14 protein-coding genes are annotated in these 16972 nt (G+C 42.9%); 4 read left to right on the plus strand and 10 right to left on the minus strand.

Features of this window, described 5'->3' with window-relative positions; genetic code table 11:
• Positions 1-93: 93 nt before the first annotated feature.
• From HWQ58_RS28105 to gcvT, 3 genes are all read right to left on the minus strand, one after another.
• Positions 94-1950, minus strand: coding sequence for a hypothetical protein (locus tag HWQ58_RS28105; RefSeq protein WP_292870331.1), 1857 nt, complete (start codon positions 1948-1950; stop codon positions 94-96).
• A 976-nt stretch (positions 1951-2926) separates the two neighbouring features.
• Complete coding sequence (gene gcvH / locus HWQ58_RS28110; protein ID WP_289797706.1) at positions 2927-3316, minus strand: glycine cleavage system protein GcvH; 390 nt, start codon at positions 3314-3316, stop codon at positions 2927-2929.
• Positions 3317-3441: 125 nt separating this feature from the next.
• The gene (gcvT, locus tag HWQ58_RS28115) at positions 3442-4578 is read right to left on the minus strand and encodes a glycine cleavage system aminomethyltransferase GcvT (protein WP_292870334.1); all 1137 of its coding nucleotides are present in this window, start codon (positions 4576-4578) and stop codon (positions 3442-3444) included.
• Between the two features lie 294 nt (positions 4579-4872).
• Here gcvT and HWQ58_RS28120 point away from each other — a divergent pair, with 294 nt between their 5' ends.
• The gene (locus tag HWQ58_RS28120; RefSeq protein ID WP_292870337.1) at positions 4873-5370 is read left to right on the plus strand and encodes a pentapeptide repeat-containing protein; all 498 of its coding nucleotides are present in this window, start codon (positions 4873-4875) and stop codon (positions 5368-5370) included.
• A 74-nt stretch (positions 5371-5444) separates the two neighbouring features.
• On the opposite strand, the gene HWQ58_RS28125 is transcribed toward HWQ58_RS28120, so the two are convergent.
• The 4 genes from HWQ58_RS28125 to HWQ58_RS28140 form a co-directional block, all read right to left on the minus strand.
• Positions 5445-7211 (minus strand): tetratricopeptide repeat protein, encoded by a 1767-nt coding sequence (locus tag HWQ58_RS28125; protein WP_292870340.1) that lies wholly within the window; start codon positions 7209-7211, stop codon positions 5445-5447.
• 298 nt (positions 7212-7509) lie between these two features.
• Positions 7510-7641, minus strand: a complete 132-nt coding sequence (locus HWQ58_RS28130) for a hypothetical protein (RefSeq protein ID WP_292870343.1) — start codon at positions 7639-7641, stop codon at positions 7510-7512.
• Positions 7642-7787: 146 nt separating this feature from the next.
• Positions 7788-8042, minus strand: a complete 255-nt coding sequence (locus HWQ58_RS28135; RefSeq protein ID WP_292870346.1) for a UPF0175 family protein — start codon at positions 8040-8042, stop codon at positions 7788-7790.
• A gap of 205 nt (positions 8043-8247) precedes the next feature.
• On the minus strand, positions 8248-11016 hold the full coding sequence (locus HWQ58_RS28140; RefSeq protein WP_292870349.1) for a tetratricopeptide repeat protein: 2769 nt from the start codon (positions 11014-11016) through the stop codon (positions 8248-8250).
• A gap of 134 nt (positions 11017-11150) precedes the next feature.
• On the opposite strand from HWQ58_RS28140, the gene HWQ58_RS28145 reads away from it, so the two are divergent.
• Positions 11151-11411 carry a hypothetical protein gene (locus HWQ58_RS28145; protein WP_292870352.1) on the plus strand — a complete coding sequence of 87 codons (261 nt, stop codon included), beginning with the start codon at positions 11151-11153 and terminating at the stop codon, positions 11409-11411.
• A gap of 516 nt (positions 11412-11927) precedes the next feature.
• Here HWQ58_RS28145 and HWQ58_RS28150 read toward each other — a convergent pair.
• The 3 genes from HWQ58_RS28150 to nfi all read right to left on the minus strand — a co-directional run bounded on the left by HWQ58_RS28150 (position 11928) and on the right by nfi (position 15350).
• Complete coding sequence (locus HWQ58_RS28150; RefSeq protein ID WP_292870355.1) at positions 11928-13886, minus strand: FHA domain-containing protein; 1959 nt, start codon at positions 13884-13886, stop codon at positions 11928-11930.
• Between the two features lie 139 nt (positions 13887-14025).
• Positions 14026-14577, minus strand: coding sequence for an FHA domain-containing protein (locus tag HWQ58_RS28155; protein ID WP_292870358.1), 552 nt, complete (start codon positions 14575-14577; stop codon positions 14026-14028).
• Positions 14578-14684: 107 nt separating this feature from the next.
• On the minus strand, positions 14685-15350 hold the full coding sequence (nfi, locus tag HWQ58_RS28160; RefSeq protein ID WP_292870361.1) for a deoxyribonuclease V: 666 nt from the start codon (positions 15348-15350) through the stop codon (positions 14685-14687).
• Positions 15351-15591: 241 nt separating this feature from the next.
• On the opposite strand from nfi, the gene HWQ58_RS28165 reads away from it, so the two are divergent.
• On the plus strand, positions 15592-16113 hold the full coding sequence (locus HWQ58_RS28165) for a hypothetical protein (RefSeq protein WP_292870364.1): 522 nt from the start codon (positions 15592-15594) through the stop codon (positions 16111-16113).
• Positions 16114-16296: 183 nt separating this feature from the next.
• The gene (locus HWQ58_RS28170; RefSeq protein ID WP_292870367.1) at positions 16297-16938 is read left to right on the plus strand and encodes a hypothetical protein; all 642 of its coding nucleotides are present in this window, start codon (positions 16297-16299) and stop codon (positions 16936-16938) included.
• Positions 16939-16972: the final 34 nt, after the last annotated feature.

Here is a 16972-nt window from a genome sequence, read left to right on the forward strand (position 1 = left end):
TCTAATAGCTGTAAACCAACAGCAAGATAGAAAGACTGCCTTGTACGCAGAGTTCTCCCTTGTATCGCCTTGCTCCCGTTGTTAACAAACTTATTATGCACCGTTTGCCAGAGTGCTGTAGGAGAAAGAGCTATCTGCAAAGAGAAATTTCTCAAAGCCAGTCGTAGAGAAGCTAATGGAGTTTCCATTGTTGTTGAAACTGATGTTGGCAGAATTAAGGGTATTGCCAGAAGTAACACCAGATACGATGAGTTCAGAGCGCTTGAAAGCGCCCAGATCGAGGGTGTCAAAACCTTTACCACCATCAACATTTGCAGCACCGAATCCTTTTAAGTAGTCATCCCCAGTGCCCAGATCAATCTTGATGCCACCACCAATAGAGACTTTTTGTTGAACCTTGTCTAGGATACTGGTGGCAATAATTTCGTCATTGCCATCACCAGTCTTAATGATTCCTTGTCCGTAAATACCATAAGCAATACCACCAATTGTGGTTGTTGCCTGTCCGGTAAGTTTGTCAAAATCATAGCCGGTATCAATCACTCCATCATTGAAGATCCCATAAGCTGTGGTATTCGTTCCTAAGGTATTTCCATAACCGATAATCGTGTCTTTGCCTGACCCTGTAGTAATGGTGGCGTCTTTAATGTTCTGGATGCCAGTCCCGCCCTTGCCGCCGTTACCGTCGTTGCCGCCGTAGCCACCCTTGCCGCCGTTGCCGCCCTTCCCTGTGCCGATGATCGTGTCTTCTCCGTCTCCGGTATTCAACTTGCCACTATTAGTAATGCCTGTGCCACTACCGCCGTTGCCGCCGTAACCGCTGTTACCGATGTCGCCGCCGTTGCCGCCCTTCCCTGTGCCGTTGATAGTATCATTTCCGTTACCAGTATTCAAATTGCTACTGTTAACAATGCCTGTGCCAGTACCGCCATCGCCGCCTTCGCCCTCGTAGCCGCCCTTGCCGCCGTTGCCGCCAGTACCGATGCCGTTGATAGTGTCTTTTCCGTCCCTAGTATTAAAATTGCTACTGTTAGTAATGCCTGTGCCAGTCTCGCCGTAAGCGCCCTCGGCGTAGTAGCCGGTACCGTTGCCGCCATTGCCGCCAGTACCGGTGCTGTTGATAGTGTCTTCTTGGTCTCCGGTATTCAAATTGCCACTGTTAGCAATACCAATGCCACTACCGCCGTAGGTACGATCGGTGCCGTAGATGTAGCCGATACCGTCACCGCTGTTGCCGCCCTTCCCTGTACCGATGATTGTATTATTTCCGTTCCCTGCATTCAGACTGCCAGTGTTAGCAATGCCAGTGCCACTACCGCCGTCGCCGCCGAGATTGCTGTACTTCTCCCCGTAGCCGCCGTCGCCACCCTTGCCGCCAGTACCGATGCTAGAAATAGTGTCTTCTTGGTTTCCTGCATTCAGACTGCCAGTGTTAGCAATGCCAGTACCACTACCGCCGTCCTCACCCTCGCCGCCATCGCCGCTGTCGTCACCACCGTTGCCACCCTTACCGCCAGTACCGATGCCATTGATAGTGTCTTTTTGATCTCCGGCATTGAGACTGCCATTGTTAGCAATGCCAGTGCCGTTGCCACCTTTGCCACCCTTGCCACCCTGGTTATCAGTGTAGGAGGTGTAGCTGTAGCCGTTGCCGCCGTCGCCGCCCTTCCCTGTGCCAGAAATAGTGTCTTCTTGGTCTTTGGTATTCAAATTGCCACTGTTAGCAATGCCAGTGCCAGTACCGCCGTTGCCGCCGTTGCCACCAGTACTGCTGCTGCCGATATTGCCAACACCCGTGCCTTCAATGGTGTCCTTTCCTGAGCCTGTATCAATTAAACCTTTACTTAAAATATCTATTCCAATTGCTACAGATGCATTTAACTCTTCCCCGACTATTTTATCCGCATTGCCCGCGCGGATTAAATTGGGTGGAATGCTTAGTCTAGCCATGATCAAAATCCTCTCAATTAGGTTACTACGGTCGGTTTGCTGATTTAAAGTTCACAGAAATAAAATGCACATTAAGCTGTAAGGTGCATTCTTGCTATATGTTTATTTATCTAAGTAATGGTTTTCTCAATAACTCAGTATGTGTTATTGATCACAGATTTCAAAAAAATGAGGTATTTGATAATGTCCAGAGAATATCTGCAAACACATCTTTTTTATCCATCTAAATTTGCTATAGCAGTCCTAAATCATTCGTGAGAATTTGAGATTGTTCTAACCCCACTGTTGTCCCCCAAAGCATCGGGGGGTAAATTTTCTTACAAATCATTTAGGATTGCTATATCTGCTTAGTAACATCTTAAGAAACAGATACAAAAAAAGTCAAAGGCATTTATATGTATAAAAAAACACGTATAAATTAAAACTATATTAAATTCAGTAAAAAGTTGGTATCGCAGTAAACGTATGTAAAGTCAATAGCTTTTTTTGATAATTTTTGGGGAATTTTTTGAAAGTAGCGATTTGGGTGAATTTCTACTTATCATTGATTTGGCATCAAAAAAGATTAGAAGTTTGAATATAAAATCAAAGGTCTTAAAGGATGTTTTAAAAGTTTGTTGATGCCCCCTAACCCACCTTTGCAAGGCAGGGCTGTTTCATCCGATATCTTGGGGATTTTGTCAAGAGTACGAGTCAGAAATTTGCTTGAGTGGGAAAAACAAAAACTACCACCTCAACCAGTAAATTTAAGTGCAATCGTCATTTTCCTGCCCAATCAGATTTTTTAGTCACCTGATTTTTTTGCTTGAAACGCTTGTAAATCAGCGCCTTTTAGAGAATGAATCAGCCCTGCTTTAAAAAGGGGGGAACAGGAATCTAAATGCGAACCGTTATATCTTTAAGTGGAGTTGGAGATAAAACAGATGGGGCAGATAAGGGAGAAAGTTTTATCTCATCCCCCTCATCCCCCTATTCCTTACTCCCCTTCTACTTGGGCGCGATACTCATCCGCTGTCAAGGCATCCTCAACTTCACCAGGGTCATTGACACGCACTTTCAAAAACCACCCTTCCCCGTAGGGGTCTTCTGACACTTCTTCAGGAGAACTAATTAAGGCTTCATTGCGTTCTATAACTGTGCCTGTTACTGGTGAATTCAGTTCTTCAACGGCTTTCACTGATTCAATTGTGCCAAAGTTTTCTCCTCTGGTAAGAGCGTCGCCAATTTCTGGCAGTTCCAAAAAGACGATATCACCCAATTCATGTACGGCAAACTCAGTAATGCCAATGGTGGCAATTTCACCATCAATTCGCACGTATTCATGAGAATCAAGGTATCTGAAATCTTGAGGATATTCAAAAGACATATCACTTCCTCTCCCTTATCAAAAAAATTATTTCCCTAACAGTCATCCAAGCCATATCTGGTTATGAACCTTAGTGTAGATTGAATAACTCACAACACATTATTCCTCAAAAACCTCGGCGCTTATCAGTTGGCAACACGATTTTTTGACCGATAAAAGGGACGTTTAACTACAACTGCTGGATAAGCTTTGCCGCGAATTTCAACTTCTAGCTGCTGACCGACAGTTGCTAGCTGGGTGGAAATGTAAGCTAAGGCAATGGGATAACCAAGTGTAAGTGACAGGGTGCCACTAGTAACTTCTCCCACAACTTTACCTGCGGATAACACTTGATAACCATGACGGGCTATGTTGCGTCCTTGGGTTTGCAAACCTACTAATCGGCGCTGCACTCCAGTGGCTTTTTGTTGTGCTAAAACTTCCCGACCAATAAAATCACCTTTAGTATCTAAGTGAACTAGCCACCCCAAACCTGCTTCTAAGGGTGTGGTGATGTCATCGATATCTTGTCCGTAAAGTGCCATCGCTGCTTCTAAGCGTAGAGTGTCTCTCGCACCCAGTCCACAGGAGATAACACCATTTTTATGGAGAGTTTGCCACAATTCTACTCCCACATTCGGGTCTACCATCACCTCAAAGCCATCTTCTCCGGTGTAACCTGTGCGGGCCAAAAAGGCAGGTTTACCTAGTAGGGTTGCTTCTAAATGTCCGAAGGCTTTAATTGGTTGTAAGTCTTCTTGCACTAATGGCTGGAGATATTTAATCGCTTTTGGCCCTTGGACGGCAATTAAGACTTTATCTGGTGAAAGGTCTTGGAATTGCAACTTATCTAGGTCAAGGTGTTGCAATAGCCATGCTTTATCTTTACTGGAGGTTGCCGCATTGACTATGATGAATACCTTCTGTGTACCAGTGGCGTCTTCACCTTGATAATAAACAATGATGTCGTCAATAATTCCCGCTTGGGGATTTAACAATACGGTGTATTGTGCTTGACCAGTTTGTAAACGACTCAAATCGGAAGGCACTAGTGGCTGGAGTTGGGAAATCAGGTTTTTACCTTGGAGGGTAAATTTGCCCATGTGGGAAATATCGAACATTCCGGCTGTATTTCTTACAGCCTCGTGTTCGCGGCTAATTCCACTAAATTGCACAGGCATTTCCCAGCCGCCAAAGCTAGTAAGGCGTGCTTTGAGTTCTACACCCAGTTGATATAAATGGGTTCGCGCCAGAGATTGGGCGTTGTCTTCTTGATTAGCCACAGGTAATTATTGCGATCGCACCTCAACATCTATCATCCTACGAGATGCTTTCTAGTTTTACAGTCTTTATGTATTGAATTGGTTATGGAGCATAGGGCATAGGGCATGGAGAAGAGATGAGGGAGACAAGGAAGAGGGGGGAGATAAGGGAGAAATTTATTCAATAATTCCCCCTTATCCCCCTACTCTCCTGCTCCCCTGCCCCTCTGCTCCCCACTCCTTCTTCTCCCTTGTCCCCTTCTGTAAGGTTTAATAGTTAATGGTGAAAGTGTTGAGATTTATTAAGAAGAGATTATGAAATATTGGCGACTGTTAGCTAGCTTTGTCTTAGCTATGGTTCTTTTTTTGTTTCCCCTATCGGCACAAGCTGCAAGTTCTTCCAGTATTACCCGTTCTGTGGGTAATGATGAACTTAAGGGCAAGGATTACTCTGGTCAAAGTTTAATTGGTACTGAGTTTACCAATCTCAAATTAGAGAATGCTAATTTTAGCAATGCTGACTTACGTGGTGGCGTATTTAACAGTAGCGTATTGGAGGGAGTAAATCTGCATGGTGCTGATTTTAGTGAAGGCATAGCCTATTTAACAAGGTTTAAGGATGCTGATTTAAGTGATGCTGTGTTGACTGATGCAATGATGTTGCGTTCTACTTTTGATGGCGTGGATATCACAGGTACTGATTTTACGAATGCAATTTTAGACGGGATACAAGTGAAAAAGCTTTGTGTTAAGGCAAGTGGTGTGAATTCTAAAACTGGTGTGGATACTCGTAAATCTTTAGGATGTAAGTAGACTCTTACCCCTCTTCATTAGCGAAGAAGAGGGGGATATTATTTTAAACCATTCGAGGAGACACAGAGCGATCGCTAGTGATATGCTTCTCTTAAAAAGCTGGCATAATTTGCCCGAACCGTCATAGTTGTCGGATGACTTATACCTAAAGTCCGTTCGCAAATTTTCAAAGCTTTCTCAAATAAGGGTTTGGCTTTTCTGTAGCGTCTTGTATAACGGTAAAGTGCTGCTAGATTGTTCAGGCTAATGGCGACATCGGGATGGTTATTTCCCAGCAGGCGTTTACTCAGTTCTAAAGCTTGCTCATACAAAGGTTCGGCTTGCTTGTAACTTCCTGTAGATTCGTAAAGTTGTGCTAAATTGTTCAGGCTGGTGGCAACATCGGGATGGTTATCTCCCAGCAGGCGTTTTCTCAATTTTAATGCTTGCTTGAGCAAGGGTTCGGCTTCCCTGTAGCGTCTTGTATAACAGTACAATGCTCCTAAATTGTTCAGACTCGTGGCAACATGGGGATGTTCTTCTCCCACTAGGCGTTTCCACAGTTCTAAAGCTTGCTGATACAAAGGTTCGGCTTCGCTATAGCGTCCTGTAGATTCGTAGATTAATCCTAAATAGCTTAGGCTAGTGGCGACATCGCTATGTTCTTCTCCTAGCAGGCGCTTTCTCAGTGCTAAAGCTTTCTCAAGCAAGGGTTCGGCTTCGCTGTAGCGTCCTGTAGATTCGTAGAGTAATGCTAAATTGTTCAGACTAGTGGCGACATCGCTATGTTCTAAACCAAGACGATTTTGAGTTAGTTCTACACACCATTGCAACCAAGATTCTGCTTGCTGATAAAGTCCTTGACTTTGATAAAACCAGGCTAATTTGGTGAACAGAGTGATTAGATTTTCATCGCCTATATATTCGGATAGGTGGGTTGCAACTTCTGTAATGTGCGGGATATGTGGAGTAAGGTTGAGAATGTCTTCAGAGTTAAGCTGTTGCGGAATTAGCTTTGCTACCTCTAACATCATGGCTGCAAATTTAGTTTTTGCTTCATCCGCTTCACTTGACTTATCCAACTTCATTCGGAAAAGTTGTCGAATCTGTGGATTTAGACGATAAATTTCTTTACTTTTCTGTTGTAGCAAATGCAATTCTAGTAAATCGGCTATGGCTTTCTCGTTGAGTTCTTGTTTTTTGTCATCTTCTATTGTCTCAACAGATAGGGGAATGTCAGCTAAAGCACATAAACTTAGCAAACAGCCAAAGCTTTGGGCGTTTTCATCCAACTGTTCCCAAGTCAATTCAAAAGCTTCAAATATACCGTATTCATCAGGCATCAATGAGTTAGCATTGACTACTGGTTCATGTTCTACTCGTTTCTTCTCTAGCCACTTCAGCAGTGTTTCCAGAGACAAATCTGGCATCTTATCCAAATATCGTCCCACTAACTTTAACGCTAAAGGTAAATATCCCAAAAACTTACAAATTCTTCTGGCAACCCAAGCTTCTTGTTGCAGTCGTTCCCGAACCACTAGCGATTTTAATAATTTCATCGCCGCCAATGGTTTGAGGACATCCAATTCGCTATTATATTTTACGCTTAGGTAAGCTTGTAACTTTTCTAGTTTGTCTCGATTGTTGAAAGTAGCTAACTCAGGATTATTCTGGGCAAACTTGTCATATACCTCACCCACCCACTTTGTGAAAGCAGCAATATCAACGTTTAATTCCCTGGAAAGTTTAGCTTTACTTTTACCTAAGTCTTCTGTCTGAAAATATTTTGCAAAAGCTGCCGTTTGCTCTAGAGATAAGCCATTCGTAGCAGCTTCTTCGGCTAGAAAATTAGCCCATTGCATAAACAGCTTGTAAAGTTTATTTTTATTCTAGCTTTGTCTCATGGGGAAATCTTCTCTGTTTGAGGTAAAAATACCATTTGTATATAAATATTTAAAAGCAGTGGCTTGCCTTTAGATATAGCCATTTGAGCTTTTGAAGTTCAAGTTTCGAGTTTTGTACTCAAAATGGATAGGCGATATTTACGACGGGCTACGTCTAAGCACTTTGTTACTTAGATGAGAATCAAACCGCAGAGGCGCAGAGGGCACGGAGCAAGAGAGAGCAAAAGCTGTTTGAAGTTATAATTGATAGCGATCGCTATTCCCCTGCTTGTTGTTTGAGTAAATTGACCAAACTATCGGATAACCACAAACCAGCGTCACGCAAAGCTTGAATTCCAGGAGCAATAGTATTAACTTCTACTGTTTGTATCCAATAAATATTGGGCAATTATGTTGATGCGATATCATCTTTTGTTGTGACTTCTTCAAAAACACAGAATGGAACTAAAACTTCTGTGAATAATTGTGGAATTAATTTTGCTTGCTGACTTTTCATTCATAACAATCAAAGGTGAAGAGTTAATAATTACACGATTAATCAACATTTGCCAGTTCCTGGGCTAACTCTTGGGCAGTATATTGCATAAAATCTACTTGGTAGCGTGATAAGGCATTAATAAATTCAGCACGAGTTAGCCCAGCAATCTCTGCTGCTTTGGCTTGTGAAATGTCGCCTAATTCATACCATTTAACTGCTGCGGCAACTCGCATTTCTTGGATAAATTCTTCTGGATTTTTACGAAGTGCTGAAAATACTGTTTCTGGTAATTGGATTGGTACTGTTCGCATAATTTTATCCTCAAATTTGGCGTTTGGAATTTGAAACCGCAAAGCGATGTCTACGATGGTCACTGAGCTTGTCGAAGTGCGGGCTACGCCTACGCTCTATTCTTTACTGTACTTTGGTTATGAGGGGAAGATCGTTGCTAAAATTTGAACTACAACTGTTGTGTGGCATCAATTTTGTGTGATTTTGTGAGAAAGGGTGCGATCGTTAGGGATATGCTTCTCTTAAAAATCTTGCATAATTTCCCCGAACCGTGATTGTATGGGGATGACCTACACCTAAAGTTTGCTTATAAATTGCCAAAGCTTGCTGATACAGAGTTTCGGCTTCGCTGTAGCGTCCTGTAGCATGGTAAACTAATGCGAGATTGTTCATGCTTTGGGCGACATGGGGATGGTTGTCTCCCAGTAAGCATTTATACAGTTCCAAAGCTTGCAGATGCAGGGGTTCGGCTTCGCTGTAGCGTCCTGTAGAACGGTAGAGTCCTGCGAGATTGTTCAGGCTTTGGGCGACATGGGGATGGTTGTCTCCCAGTAAGCGTTTGCACAGTTCCAAAGCTTGCAGATACAGGGGTTCAGCTTCGCTGTAGCGTCCTGTAGAACGGTAGAGTTCTCCGAGATTGTTCAGACTTTGGGCGACATGAGGATGGTTGTCTCCCAGTAAGCGTTTGTACAGTTCCAAAGCTTGCAGATACAGGGGTTCAGCTTCGCTGTAGCTTCCTGTAGAATGGTAGAGTAATGCGAGATTGTTCAGGCTTTGGGCGACATCGGGATGGTTGTCTCCCAGTAAGCGTTTTCTCAGTTCCAAAGCTTGCTGCAACAGGGGTTCAGCTTCGCTGTAGCGTCCTTTAGAAAAGTAGAGTAATGCGAGATTGTTCAAGCTAGTGAGGACATGGGGATGGTTGTCTCCCAGTAAGCGTTTGCACAGTTCCAAAGCTTGCTGCAACAGGGGTTCGGCTTCGCTGTAGCGTCCTGTAGAACGGTAGAGTTCTCCGAGATTGTTCAGGCTTTGGGCGACATGGGGATGGTTGTCTCCCAGTAAGCGTTTGTACAGTTCCAAAGCTTGCTGCAACAGGGGTTCAGCTTCGCTGTAGCGTCCTGTAGAAAAGTAGAGTAATGCGAGATTGTTCAGGCTAGTGAGGACATGGGGATGGTTGTCTCCCAGTAAGCGTTTTCTCAGTTCCAAAGCTTGCAGATGCAAGGATTCGGCTTCTCTGTAGCGTCCTGTAGATTCGTAGAGTCCTGCAAGATTGTTCAAGCTGTTGGCGACATTGGGATGGTTGTCTCCCAGTAAGCGTTTGCACAGTTCCAAAGCTTGCTGCAACAGGGGTTCGGCTTCGCTGTAGCGTCCTGTAGAAAAGTAGAGTTCTGCGAGATTGTTCAGGCTAGTGGCGACATCAGGATGTTCTAAACCAAGACGATTTTCAGCTACCTCTACACATAGTTTGTACCAAGGTTCTGCTTGCTGATAAAGTCCTTGACCTTGATAGAACCAGCCTAAGCCTGTAAAAGGCCAAGTTAAATCCTCGTCGCTGAGATATTGGGATAGGTAAGTTGCAACTTCTCCAAGGTGGAGGATATGTGGAGTGAGGTTGAAAATATCTTCACGGTTAGGCTGTTGAGGAATTTGCTTTGCCACCTCTACCATCTGTGCTGCAAAAGCGGTTTTTACTTCATCCGCCTCAGTTGACTCATCCAATTTCATTTGGAAAAATTGCCGAATCAGTGGATGTAGACGATATATTCCTTTACTTTGCCATTGTATTAAATGCAGTTTCCGCAACTCTGCTATAGCTTTCTCCCAGAGTTCTTGTTCATCGTCATCTTCTATCGCCTCAATAGAAAAAAGAATATCAGCCAAGGCATACAAACTCAGCCAATAGCCTAAGCGTTGTGCATTTTCATCCAACTGTTCCCAACTTAATGCAAAAGCTTCAGCTACACCGTATTCATAACGCATCAATGCGTTAGCCTTGGCTATTGCTTCATGTTCCAGTCGCTTTTTCTCTAGCCGCTTCAGCAGTTTATCCAGAGACAAATCTGGCATTGTATCGAGATATCGCCCCACTAACTCTAACGCTAAAGGCAAATATCCCAAGAATTTACAAATTTTTCTCGCAACCCAAGGTTCGCTTTTCAGTCGTTCTCTATCAACCAGCGATTTTAATAATTTCATCGCCGCCAAAGGTTTGAGAACACCCAAAGGTAATTGCGGCAAAGTTCTATCAAATCCCAGGCGCGTTGTCAGCAGTGCTTTAAACTTGAGTAATTCCGGGGGTAGATAAGGCTGAACCTGTTTTTTATAGTCGGTGACATCATCAAACACCAGCAGCACTTCACCTTGTTGCCAATTTTGCCAGCAGTATTTCAGCCTATCTACTAATTCCCAATCGTCCGGTGCAATGAGTTTAAATTTCAATTCAGCAAATCTGAGAATCTGAATTCCGACATCAATTCCCTGTGCAGATAACCAGCAAACCCCACCTTGATAATTCCGCAAGTGCTGTTTAGCGTATTGGGTAGCCAGTTCAGTTTTGCCTACTCCACCCATACCCGCCACAGCTACAATGGCAACTTGCTGAGATGTTTGTAATGAGGAGTGCAGGTTTTGTAGTTCCGTCTCACGTCCCACAAATTTTTCAAATGGCACAGCAGGGGGAATGTTGTGATGAATTTCTTTACTTGTGGGTTGGGCATCTTGCCCGCCATTATATTTTGCTGTGAGGCAAGCTCGTAGCTTTTCTAGCTTACCCCGACCTTTAGAGGTGGATAACTCAGGATAACTCTGGGCAAACTTTTTATAAACGGCAGTCATCCGTTTTGTGAAAGTATCTTCTTCGATACCTAATTTGATGGCAAGATTCAATTCACTCTTCCCTGAGTTTTCAGTCTTCAAACGCTCAACAAAAGCTGCCGTTTGCTCTGGGGATAAGCTATTAGTAGCAGCTTCATTGGCTAGAAAATCAGCCCATTGCATAGACAGCTTGTGAGATTTCTTCTCGATTCTACTTAATTTCTACTTAATTTCTACTTTGTCTCCATTTCTAGGGAATCTCCTCTTCTTCTGGCAGAAATATTATTTGCATATAAACATTTAGAAGAGGTTCAGCCGTGAAAACTGTCTTAACAACTCCAGTCAACTCCAATCAAACCACCCAAACTTCGCAATTAATCCCCGCCTCGCCAACATCGGTAGAGAATCCATCTACTTGGATGCGAGATGGATACAGTCCTACTGAAATTATTCTGGCGGCGGCAATTTTAACTTCATTGTCTATTGGGGGAGTTGCCTCTGTGATTGTCGCAATTACGCGTTTAGTTAAAACTTTAGTGCCTGTAATGGTGCAGCCGACAAGGGAAAATAAGAAGTAGTCAATTAAGAGCCAGGGCGAATGGAATTCGCGGCTACAACAAACAAAGTCCGCCTGCGCGGACTGAGGAAAAATTGAAGGGTTGAAACCCACGTAGGTGGGTTTTGCCTGTGTAGACGCAGTTTCTAACCGCCGATTTTATTCACCATATCAGAGAACAAGAATTCTGCGTAGGCGTAGCCCGTTGTAGACATCGCCACTTGAACCTCTGAACCTCGACGTTGCACCTTTTTACCTGAACGTTGAACTTTTTTACCTCAACGTTGAACCTTTTTACCTCAACGTTGAACTTTTTTACCTCAACGTTGAACCTTTTTACCTCAACGTTGAACTTTTTTACCTCAACGTTGAACCTTTTTACCTCAACGTTGAACTTTTTTACCTAAACGTTGAACCTTTTTACCTGAACGTTGAACTTTTTTACCTCAACGTTGAACTTTTTTACCTCAACTTTGGAGTTTGGTACTCAAAACAGCCAGATAAATACTCTATCCCTCCTGCCCCCTGCCTCCTAATACTAAGGTGACTGATTTAACACCCACTTCAACCACTGCCCAAAGGAACTTACAACATTCAACCTTTGAACTCCAGGCGCACGGGCGGCGGCGAGTCCATCAACAGCGACTAATGCGGCGTACTGCAAGCCCAAAAAACTATCAACTGCGGCATAAGGGCCACCTAAAGTAATCGCCCCAGCAGCATACATTTGACCTCTATCACTACGCATTTCTACCAATTCAAAATTGTTCGCTACAGTCAGTCGCCCCAGGTGATTCACTAGGAGGTTGTAATGTTTCACCAAATCTGCTAACAGGGGATTAGCATCTACCTTGGCATCCAGTCCGGTAGCATCAACAATAAAGTCAGCTAACAATTTCATTTCGCCAAAGCTTTGCTCTCGGATACGGGTAACAGTTCGGTTTTGGGCATCTCGTTCCACATCCAGCACCTCACCGAAGGTAATTTGATACCAGCCTTCGCTTAACCCTTGAGCAGTAATTTGCTGCCAGTCTTGGCGGTCGGCGGTGGTAGTTCCACCCCAGTCTGCTAGTAAACGCTTGCGTTCATCGGGGGTGGCTTTTTCTAACATTGCCCGGAGTTCGCCGCCCCAACAGGCTTTGGGCCAGTTAAAGGGTTGAAATTCGTAATGATTTTTGACTAAGCGTTGGGCATTTTGAAATTTGTTACCTTGGGGCTTAGGCGATCGCATTAAATGCAAAACTGCAATATTCCGATTTCGCTTTCTGGCTTCGTAAATGCGCTGCACAATCCGCGAAGCCACAATTCCCCGCCCCCGAATCAATACCGTACCACCATGTTGCTCTAGTTGCTCATAAACATGATCGTGAGCTTCATAAGCATTGACGACAGATTTAAAGTCTTGATATTTTTCCCTATAAGCTTGCAAATCTGGGAGAAACTGAATAGCTGGATACCCAGTAGCTAAATGTAAATAACGACTAACTAAAAAAGCATAATTTCCTGGGCCGCGAGAATAGGCTACGCAATATCTACCGTCATCAGTTTTGCGAATTACCCTAACTCGCCCATAGCGATAAATTTGATTCCAGCCTATGCGCTTCGTTTCCCGGTCTATGGAATCAAAGACATTACCCGCACGGGGAGTATAAGTTTCTGCAAATGTTGGTTCAGCAAACACTTGCCATAAATACTTGAATGCTGACTTTATCTCTCCCTTGGCTAAGTCTCCCCAAGCTTCACGCAAGGCATAACTAGGCCAACCCCAAATATTATCAGGACAAGAGTCAGAATTAGAACGCAATCTTTCATATAAGGGAATCTGTGAATTCAGACAGAGGCGCTTGTAACGAGCATAAGGTTCCGCCTCTAATCCCAAAGCCACAATCTTCTCAGCACGCACACCACTAATTCGCAGCAAATCAGCCCATAAAAAGCTACCCAATCCCGCCCCGATCGCTAGATAATCAGATTCATCTACTGGTAATCCCGTAGCATGAAGTGCTTGCACAGAAACCTTTTGTGCCTGAAACGCCAATGGCGGGAAATTACTTACCACGGGCGTTAACGGCTGAACTACAGGTAAGCTGGGGTCTGGGCGATTAGTCTTTGCGTTGAAGTGAATCGTTGAAGGGGGGGTGGTATCTGGTGCAGAGGCGCTAGCACCAAATGTCACTGCGATCAAATATGGGCCAATTTGCAACGTATCGCCATTAACCAAAACACTACGCGTTTGTGGTTGACCATTGACATAGACACCGTTAACACTGCCTTGGTCAATCACTACTAAATGGTCTTGTTCCCAGTCAATTAGGGCATGATACCGAGAGACTTCATTACTGTTAAGTAGCATCCGAGATACGCGTACTCCCCTAAGTTCAGCAGGTAAGCGAGCAAATTCTCGACCAAAAGCGATCGGCATATTTAACAGTGGTTCTCGCCGTTCACCCGTCGCTGGTTCTTCCCAACTCAATTGGATTTGTAAGTCATTTGTCATTTGTCATTTGTCATTGGTCATTTGTCATTTGTCATTTGTCATTGGGCATTGGACATGGGGCATTGGGCATTGAGTATGGGGATTGAATCTTCAATTTTGAATTTTGAATTTTGAATTGATTTCTCCCCTGCCCTCCTTCTCAACTACCCCGTGCTACCAACACACTCACAGCCGCAGCTAAAGATGTCCCACACCAATGACAGCCAATTTGTAGATTCTCTCCTGGGGAAACTTTATGACATTTGGGGCATTCTAAGCCATAAACCCCTGGCGGTGATGCGGGGGGTGTTGGTGGGTGATGGTGATGTTCGAGATTTATTGCTGGATTGGGTGGTAGCAAAATTGTTGCTGGAATGCTACCCGTGGAAACGTTAGTAACGTTGAGTTTTATTTGTCCCAAAGAGATACTAGTACCCTCAGTTAAAGGCATTTCACCTTGGACTAATTGCCGTCCATCGACAACGGGAGGATTTTGCGATCGCAAATTCCTGATATAAAAGCGTTGTTGCTGGTGATGAAAAAATATTTCAACGTGGAGTCCAGATACAGTAGGATGACTCAGAACAATATCGCACCGGAGGGGATCGCGACCGATGCGGACAGTGCCATGATTTTGACTTGGCTGTTGTTCGTAAATGTTCTGAGTTTTATCTTGACCTGCATCGTGCCACTGTAAAGTTAGTGCGTTCATGGTTCTAACTTCGTAAATCGTATTTAGCTACTTCAACTTCTTTCTGTGCGATTCCTAACACGATTGAGTCGGTGCAAGCAAGTATTTAGAAAAAACTTCAACAAGCTTTATCTCGCCGACGCTAATTTATCAGCAATGCGTGTAGTTTCTGGCAGCCGATATTTAGGAGTACAGCGTAATACATAGTCAATCGCTGTCGGTAAACTAATTCGATGACCACTGGAGATATATAGAGGTTTTACTCCTGTGCGCGATCGCAAAACTGCCCCAATGGTTTTACCGTTATATATCAGTGGTTGTGTGCTACCTTTAGTTTCTGCCAATTGTTCATGCTTACCTACCAACCTAGACTTAGCTACACCAATTGTCGGCATATCTATAAGTAACCCTAAATGGCTAGCTATACCTAATCTGCGGGGATGAGCAATTCCCTGACCATCACACAAGATAATATTTGGTGTTGTTTTAATCTTTTCTAGGGCATCAAGGACAGCTGGAATTTCCCGAAATGAGAGGAACCCAGGAACATAAGGAAAGGTTGTAGGACGATGTGCTAGGCTTGTCTCGATTACTTGCAAATCAGGAAAACTCAGGACTACGACAGCGGCACGGCTAATTGTCCCATCAGCTTCAAAACCCATATCCACTCCAGCAACATACTGGATAGGTTCTTGCAGTTGATCTTCAGTAATTACTTGATTTTGCAGCGTTTCTTGGATAACTATGGCTTCTTCTAGCGTCGAAGGCCAAGCATGATTTCGATAAAAGTTCATATTTAAAATTGGAATTAATTGATTAATATTATTCCTGTTAATTTGACAACCACAAAAACAAGAGTTTTTGATGTTGATGCAGGGAAAATATATTTGTGTAAAAGTCTGTGAAAAACTATCTTTATACTAAATATTTTAGCCCAAGTTAGCTGATATCTTGCATCATCATGTTACTTAAGGCTGTCAAGAGGGAATCCTGAGAATATAAGTTGATTTTTCTAGATTTTCTCTTTTACTGGTTATGACACAGCCAAATATTCTAAAACTTGCAAAACAGGGAGATGCAGAAGCGATCGCATCTCTGATGAATCGCCACCTACACCCCAAAGCGATCGCTGCAAAGGTTACTTTCCAAGATGCTTGCTTGCAGGTAATGCTAGAATCTGCCGAAGTACCAAATCAGCAAATTTTAGTTGCATTTATCCGCAAAGGGTTAACGGCTTTAGGGGCTGCATCTATTGAAAGAGTGAAAGTTTATGGACAACAAACAGGTAAAGAGTTTCCAGTTTGGAGTCAAGAGTTTGATTTGAGCATAGCAGAAGCTGAAGTAGAAGCAGTAGATAATGAACAGTCTGCCGATAATCCTCAAAATCTAACTATTTGTATTAACTTAAGTGGTGCTCCTGCACAGGGATTAACAAACCAGGATTTTGAATTTATTGCTAATCAAATAAGTACTGATATTTTATCATCTTGTACTGGCGTTTTTATCCAAAAAGTCAATATTAGTAACGGTAGTTCTATGATTACAAAGGAACGTTAGTCTTTAATTTACTTTATGTAATTATTTTGAGAAAATCTCACTTCTGTCTTTTTATAAAAGATACAATAAATCCAGCTAAATTTCAAATATATGGCTATAAAATTTCTAAAAATGTTGCTTATAGGTGTAGATGTAGAATCATAAAATAGACAGTAGTTTATCATTTTTTTGCATTTATTGGTTATGAAGCAGCAAAATAATCAGGAAGTTACTAAGCAAGAACTACAAAAATTTTACTGGCCATTATGGTTTCCTTATCCTAGTTCTTGGTTAAAAGCATTTATTTTAACTTTATTTTTGAGAGTTATTATATTTGTAATTAAAAATACTGGAAAGGTAGGCTATGACATCGTATATTTTGTACACAGTCCGGAATTATTTTTTATATTTACAATATTGTTAATTTTATCTCCAATTCCGATAATTTCTTTGACTCATCACTGCTTACACTTGCTTATTAGTCGGTTTGCATCAGAAACTCAAGCACCCGAAATAGGTAGAACACAAGGATTATTACCAGGAATAATGAGTTGGTGGGAAGGATTGTACGCTTGGCTTATAATTGCAATTTCTACACTGATTGTGTTAATTAAAACTGATACATTCCGAGAGGCAGTAAGTAAAGCAATTAATGCAGCTAACCTGACTCAATCAGCAAAATCTCTAGATGAGTGGAAAACAGTTGTGAGTCAGTGGGAAGCTGCGATCGCACTTATGAAAGCCGTGCCATCTTCTAGCCCAAATTATGTAGTCGCTCAACAAAAAACCAAAGAATATCAAAGAAATTTAAACTACGCCCAGAAAAATTCCCTTGGTAATAAGTAATGCGATCGCACCTGAAAGCTAAACTAGAAAATAG

It is taken from the genome of Nostoc sp. LPT (genome assembly GCF_017115165.1).
In the GTDB taxonomy this organism is placed as follows: Bacteria; Cyanobacteriota; Cyanobacteriia; order Cyanobacteriales; family Nostocaceae; genus Nostoc.